Raw genomic sequence first — 6,701 nt, 5'->3', positions numbered from 1 at the left:
GTCCCCTATTGTCGGTCGCTCTTAGGCAGATCGAAGTGCTCGCGGATCTCGGCCTGTACGTCGACGGCCTGATGCCGGGCGTCGATGACCGCCACGTACTCCTTACGCTGGAAGATCTCCATCACCGGCCGGGTCTTCTCGTGATATTCGCGAAGGCGGACCCCGAGGGCCTCGGGGTTGTCATCCGAACGGGTCAGCAGCTGGCCGCCGCAGACGTCACAGGTGTCCGCGGCCCGCGGGCGGCTGGCGATGAGGTTGTAGTCCAGCCCGCACCGTGAGCACAGCCGTCTGGCGAGCACTCTGCGGTAGACCTCCTCATCGGGGAGATCCAGGTAGATCACGCCGTCGATGTCGTAGCTTTCCAGGAAGAACTCGGCCTGGCGGGCGTTGCGCGGGAAACCGTCGATGATGAATCCGTAGTTCCAGTCGTGGCTGGCGAGGCGTTCGCGGACGACAGATTCGACCAGATCGTCCCCGACCAGGTGGCCGCTGGCGACGATCCGTTTGACCTGGGCACCCAGTTTGGTGTGACTCTGTACGTTCCAGCGAAATATGTCACCCACACTGATATGGACGAGATCAAGCTCATCAGCGAGCATTTTCGCCTGTGTGCCCTTCCCGCTTCCCTGGACGCCCATGATGACGAACTTGCGCACATCCAACCTCCGGCCATACCTGGTGTCAGCCGTCACGATAGTCGCCGGATGCGTCGGCGCGGGTGTCCTGGATATTGGCAGGCAGCAGGGCGCCAGCGCGAACGCGGAACATCTGTGATCGGGCATGAGCGCGTGATCAGGCGCGGGTTTGTGATCGGGCACGGCGAGCCGAACGGAGGACGAGATGGATCCGGTGACGTTGTCGGTGCTGGCGAGCGCGCTGGCCGGTATCGCCGAGGAGACGGGGACCCTGCTGGTCCGCAGCGCCTACTCGTCCAACATCAAGGAACGCCGGGACTGCTCCGCCGCCCTGTTCGACGCGGCTGGGCGGATGGTCGCCCAGGCCGCCCATGTTCCTGTGCACCTCGGCGCGATGTACGAGTCGGTGCGTGCCGTGTCCGAGCGCGGTGCCGCGCCCGGTGACGTGTGGGTGCTCAACGACCCGTTCACCGGGGGGAACCATCTGCCCGACATCACCCTCGTCTCGCCGCTGGCGGCGGAGGGCGAGATCATCGCCTATGCCGCGACCCGCGCGCACCATTCGGACGTGGGCGGGATGCGGCCCGGGTCGATGCCGGCCGACTCGCGGGAGATCTACGCGGAGGGCCTCATCATCCCACCGGTGCGGCTTGTCGCCGACGGCGTGTGGCAGGCCGACATCCTTGAGTTGATCTGTGCGAACTCCCGGACCCCCGAGCTGCGGCGGGGCGACCTGCGCGCGCAGGCCGCCGCGAACCGGCTCGCCGGCATCCGCCTGGCCGGGCTGGTCGAACGCCGGGGCCTGCCCGTGGTGCTGGCGGCGTTCGCCGAGGTGCTGGCCTATGGCGAACGGCGGAGCCGAGCAGTGATCGCGGGTCTGCCGGCCGGCCGGTACACCGCTGCCGGCGAGGTCGAGGGTGACGGCGCGGGGGACGACGACATCCCGATCCGGGTGACCGTGACGATCGAGGGGGACGCGCTGACCGTCGACTTCGCGGGAACGGCGGCGGCGGTACCCGGCAACGTGAACTGCCCACGCGCGGTCACCCGGTCGGCCTGCTGTTTCGCGTTGCGGGTGCTGCTACCCGACGACGTCCCGGCCAACGACGGCACCTACGCGCCGCTCACGGTGCTGACCGAGCCCGGGTCGCTGGTGGACGCGCGCCGGCCCTCGGCGGTGGTCGCCGGCAACGTCGAGACCTCCCAGCGGATCGCGGACACGGTGCTCACGGCTCTCGCCCAGGCCGTCGCCGCCCAGCCGGCAACGGCGGGCTCGCGGGCGAGCCTGCCCGCGCAGGGCCAGGGCACGATGAACAATGTGGTCATCGGTGGGCGTGGGTGGACGTACTACGAGACGTTGGGCGGCGGCCAGGGCGCGTCCTCGCGCGGACCGGGGCCGTCCGGTGTGCACGTCGGGATGACCAACACCCTGAACACTCCGATCGAGGCGCTGGAGCTGGAGTACCCGATGCGGGTCGAACGCTACGAGCTGGACCCGGCCACCTCCGGGCCGGGGCTGCACCCCGGTGGCGCCGGGCTGGTGCGGTCGATCCGGGTGCTGGAACCGGCGACCTTGTCGCTGCTCACCGATCGCCGCCGGCATGCGCCACCGGGCGCCGCTGGCGGTGGGCCGGGCGGGATGGGCCGTAACGAAGTGGACGGTGCCGCGCTGGCGCCCAAGACGAGCCTTGAGCTGACTGCCGGCGCGGTCGTCACGATCCGTACCCCCGGCGGTGGTGGGTGGGGGAACCGGGAGGCCTTGTGCCCACCCGGCGCGACCGCGCCGCGGTGACCCTCCGCCCGGCATGCGGTTATGGTTTCGCCATGTCAGTAACGAAGGCGGTGATTCCGGCTGCGGGGCTGGGCACCCGGTTCCTGCCCGCGACCAAGTCCCTTCCCAAGGAGATGCTGCCGGTCGTCGACCGGCCGGCCATCGAGTACGTGGTGGAGGAGGCGTCGCGTGCTGGTCTGCGAGACGTCCTGCTTGTTACGAGCCGCACCAAAAAGGCGATAGAGGACCATTTCGACCGGGAGGCCGAGCTGGAGGCCGCCCTGGAACGCAAGGGCGACACAGCCCGCCTGGACAGGGTCCGCGCGTCCGCCGGATTCGCCGAGGTGCACTCCGTCCGGCAGCAGGCGCCGCGCGGGCTCGGGCACGCGGTGCTGTGCGCGGCCGCGCACGTCGGTCACGAGCCGTTCGCCGTGCTGCTCGGCGACGACCTGATCGACGAGCGTGACCCGCTGCTGGTGGAGATGCTCGCGGTCCGGCAGCGTTTCGGGGGAAGCGTCGTAGCCCTGATGGAGGTACCTGAGGATCTTGTCTCCCTGTACGGGGTCGCGACGGTTGACCCGGCGCCCGTCACAGCCCCCGCCGGGGACGCACCGGCCGCCGGTTACCAGACGGTCCGCATCCGGGACCTGGTGGAGAAGCCACCGGCCGCCGAGGCGCCCAGCAATCTTGCGATCATCGGCCGGTACATCCTGTCACCGTCGATCTTTGCCGTGCTGCGGGAGACACCACCCGGCCGCGGGAACGAGATCCAGCTCACCGACGCGCTGCGGACGCTCGCGACGCTCGGTGACGATGCTGGTGAGCCCGTCCACGGGGTGGTCTTCACCGGGCGTCGCTATGACACCGGTGACCGGGTGGACTATCTCAAGGCCGTGATCAGGCTCGCCTGTGAGCGGCCGGACATCGGCGCGGAGCTGTACCCGTGGTTGGAGGAGTACGTCTCCTCCGGGGGGCCCAAGGCTGAGCCTGCTCGGTGATGAAGTCGGTGGACGAGCATGTCACCGGCATCCTCGACGCGATCGTCCCGCTGCCGCCGCGGCCATTGCCGCTGCGGTCCGCCCACGGCTGCGTGCTCGCGGCGGGCCTGCACGCGGCTTCCGCCCTGCCCGGGTTCGACAACTCGGCCATGGACGGATACGCCGTACACGCCGCGGACGTCGTCGGCGCCAGCCCCGATCGGCCGGTCACCCTGCCGGTCACCGGGGATATCCCGGCGGCGGCGGGCACACCGTCGCCGGTGGCGCGGGGCACCGCGGCGCGGATCATGACAGGCGCGCCGCTGCCGCCCGGCGCCGACACCGTCGTCCAGCTTGAGTGGACCGACGGCCGGATGGACCGGGTGACCGTGACGCGTGCGCCCGTACCCGGTCAGCACATCCGCCGCGCTGGCGAGGACGTGGCCGCGGGCGATCTGGTCCTGCCCGCCGGGCGGCTGCTCGGCGCGGCCCAGCTCGGCCTGCTGGCCGCGCTCAACGTGGCGACGCCGGTTGTGCATCCCCGTCCCCGAGCCGCGGTGCTGTCGACCGGCAGCGAGCTGGTCGAGGTGGGGGAGCCCCTCGGCCCGGGGCAGATCGTCGACTCGAACAGCCACGCGGTGGCGGCGGCGGCGCGCGAGGCGGGCGCGGACGTACGGCGGCTTGCCGGTGTCCCGGACTCCCCGGCCGCGTTCGCCGCGGTTTTCGCCGACATCCTGGCCGGGGCCGACGTGGTGATCACTACTGGCGGGGTGAGCGTGGGCGCCTTCGACGTGGTGAAACAGGTTCTCGCTGGGCCGGGGAAGGTCCGTTTCGAGTCGGTGGCCATGCGGCCCGGGATGCCGCAAGGGTTCGGCGTGATCGACGGGGTGCCGGTGTTCACGTTGCCGGGCAACCCGGTCAGCGCGCTGGTGTCGTTCGAGCTGTTCGTCCGGCCCGCCTTGCTGCGGCTGCGCGGGCTTGCGTCTGTGCGGCGCCCGACGCTGGTGGTCACCACCGCCCACGAGCTGCGCTCGCCCCGCGGCAGACGTTCCTATCTGCGGGCCCGGTTGGCCGCGTCTGATGCCGGACGGCCGCCGGTCGCCCACGTGCTGGGCCTTCAGGGCGCGCATCAGCTGTCGGCCCTGGCGGTCGCGGACGCGTTGCTGATCGTCCCTGAGGACAGCGCCGATGTGCCCGCGGGGACGGAGCTGACAGCGCTGTATCTCGGCGGTGACCTGCCGGAGTTCGGCGGCCCGCAGTTCGGCGGCCCGGAGCGTGGTGATCCGGAACGTGGTGATCCGGAGCGCGGTGGCGACCCGGCGGTCGTGGACCCGGTCCGGACGCGGGCGTGGGCGTGAGCGAGCCGGGGCTGACCCATGTGGATGCCGCCGGTGCCGCACGCATGGTCGACGTCTCGGCCAAGGAGGTGACAGCGCGGACGGCTGTCGCCCAGGGGTGTCTGCGGGTCGCGCCGGCCGTCGTCGGCCTGCTTCGTGGCGCCGGTGTGCCCAAGGGGGACGCGCTCGCTGTCGCCCGGCTGGCCGGCATCATGGGTGCCAAGCGCACACCTGAGCTCATCCCGCTGTGTCATCCGATCGCGCTGTCAGGGGTCCAGGTTGAGCTGACCGTTTGTGATCATGGTGTCGAGATCACCGCAACCACCCGGACAACGGACCGCACCGGCGTGGAGATGGAGGCGTTGACCGCGGTCGCGGTGGCTGGGCTCGCTCTGCACGACATGATCAAGGCGGTTGATCCGGCCGCGACGCTCACCGGTATCCGGCTGCTGGCCAAGACCGGCGGGCGTTCTGGTGACTGGCACCGTTCCCCGGATGCGGATGCGGATGCGGATACGAATGCCGATGCGGATGGGCCGGACGGGCCGGGCGGCGTCATCCGATGAGCCACGCGTCGGGGGTGCCGACGGGCAGCCGTGCCCGGGTGATTACCATTTCGGATCGGGTCTACGCGGGCAGTTACGTGGACCGTTCCGGTCCGTCGGCCGCCAGAGCGCTTCGCCTGATCGGTTTTTCCGTTGACGACGTGGTCGTCGTCCCCGACGATCGGTCGGCGATCGTGACCGCGCTGGAGGCGGCCGTCGCGGCGGACATCCACCTGATTGTCACCACCGGTGGTACCGGCCTCGCGCCCAGGGACGTCACACCGGAGGCGACCCGGCAGGTGATCGACCGAGAAGTACCCGGGCTCGCCGCCGCACTGCGCGACGCCGGGCGGGCGAAGATCCCGACCGCGGTTCTTTCCCGCGGCATCGTCGGTGTCCGGGGCGACACGCTGGTGGTGAACCTGCCGGGCTCGGCGGGCGGTGTCGCGGACGGCGTGGACGTGCTGGCTGGGGTCGTCGGGCATGCCATAGCCCAGATACGCGGCGGCGGTGATCATTTTTACGCCGATCCGGGCGCCGCGGACCGGGGCCGGGGGGCCGGGAGGGCCGGGATGAGGGCACCCGGGTGGCCGGCAAGTCTGGCCGACGGAGCGGTGGGGGTACGTCCGCTGCGGTTGCGTGAGGCTGTTACCTGGGTCGATATCCGGGTGCGTAACGGTGACTGGCTCGCGCCGTGGGAGGCGACTCCGGCGATGATGCCTGTCACGGCGGACGCGTGGGCGCAGCGCCAGACCATAGGGGTCTACAACCGGATGGTGCGGCGGCTGCGTCAACAGGCGCGTCTCGGCACGGCGCTGCCGTTCGCGATGACGTTTCAGGGGCGGCTGGTGGGGCAGGTCACCGTCTCCACGATTGTTCGTGGTGCGCTGAACAGCGGGCATGTCGGCTACTGGGTTGACCGCGGGTATGCCGGGCGCGGTATCACGCCGACCGCGGTGGCACTGGTGGTGGACCACTGTTTCACCGCGGCGGCACTGCACCGGGTGGAGGCGCACGTCCGTCCCGAGAACACGGCCAGCCGCCGGGTGGTGGAAAAGCTGGGCTTCCGAGAGGAGGGGTTCCACCGGCGCTATCTGGCGATCGGGGGAGCTTACCGGGACCACATCAGCTATGCCGTCACTGTGGAGGACGCCCCAGAGGGGTTACTGAATCGCTGGCGTGGCATCCGCGCTTCACAGAGCTGAGAGTAACCAGTCGGATATCGTTTCTTGGCTTCAGGTAGTCACACGATTGCTGTTGCGTGCTGTTGCGTGTGATGGTGACCATCTGGAGGATGTGGTTGTCACGGTTTGTCAGTCCAATAAGATCCTTTTGTGCTGCGGGGGCGAGTCGTCATAAGAGCGCCCGGCAATAGGGGATTGGATCAAGGAGTGGGGCTGGGGTGCGTGCGGCGCGAGGCGACGGAGGGAGCCACC

6 protein-coding genes and 1 pseudogene are annotated in these 6,701 nt (G+C 70.2%); 6 read left to right on the top strand and 1 reads right to left on the bottom strand.

From position 1 onward, the window contains the following. Positions 1–5: 5 nt before the first annotated feature. Positions 6–656 carry a nucleoside monophosphate kinase gene (locus tag MJ785_RS19230; RefSeq protein WP_239331960.1) on the bottom strand — a complete coding sequence of 217 codons (651 nt, stop codon included), beginning with the start codon at positions 654–656 and terminating at the stop codon, positions 6–8. A gap of 184 nt (positions 657–840) precedes the next feature. Between MJ785_RS19230 and MJ785_RS19225 the strand changes: the two genes are divergently transcribed. The 6 genes and pseudogenes from MJ785_RS19225 to MJ785_RS19200 all read left to right on the top strand — a co-directional run bounded on the left by MJ785_RS19225 (position 841) and on the right by MJ785_RS19200 (position 6,470). Then, positions 841–2,427: a hydantoinase B/oxoprolinase family protein gene (locus MJ785_RS19225; protein ID WP_239308690.1), complete on the top strand. Its 1,587-nt coding sequence runs from the start codon at positions 841–843 to the stop codon at positions 2,425–2,427. 32 nt (positions 2,428–2,459) lie between these two features. Beyond that, a complete protein-coding gene (locus MJ785_RS19220; protein WP_239308725.1) occupies positions 2,460–3,404 on the top strand; it encodes a UTP--glucose-1-phosphate uridylyltransferase in 945 nt (314 codons plus the stop codon). Further along, positions 3,404–4,741, top strand: a complete 1,338-nt coding sequence (gene glp, locus MJ785_RS19215) for a gephyrin-like molybdotransferase Glp (RefSeq protein WP_239382130.1) — start codon at positions 3,404–3,406, stop codon at positions 4,739–4,741. The genes MJ785_RS19220 and glp overlap by 1 nt, the downstream gene beginning before the upstream one ends. After that, positions 4,738–5,286, top strand: a complete 549-nt coding sequence (moaC, locus tag MJ785_RS19210; protein WP_239308726.1) for a cyclic pyranopterin monophosphate synthase MoaC — start codon at positions 4,738–4,740, stop codon at positions 5,284–5,286. Before glp ends, moaC begins: the two co-directional genes overlap by 4 nt. Continuing rightward, a pseudogene (locus MJ785_RS19205) lies at positions 5,283–5,675 on the top strand (molybdenum cofactor biosynthesis protein B); the annotation flags it as partial. The gene moaC and the pseudogene MJ785_RS19205, both read left to right, overlap by 4 nt. A 162-nt stretch (positions 5,676–5,837) precedes the next feature. Beyond that, a complete protein-coding gene (locus MJ785_RS19200; RefSeq protein WP_239308693.1) occupies positions 5,838–6,470 on the top strand; it encodes a GNAT family N-acetyltransferase in 633 nt (210 codons plus the stop codon). The last annotated feature ends 231 nt before the right edge of the window (positions 6,471–6,701 follow it).

The sequence above is a fragment of the Protofrankia sp. CiT1 genome, from assembly GCF_917627335.1.
Lineage (GTDB): Bacteria > Actinomycetota > Actinomycetes > Frankiales > Frankiaceae > Protofrankia.
The sequence above is the reverse complement of the archived record's forward strand: the minus strand, read 5'-3'. Positions and strand labels throughout refer to the sequence as shown.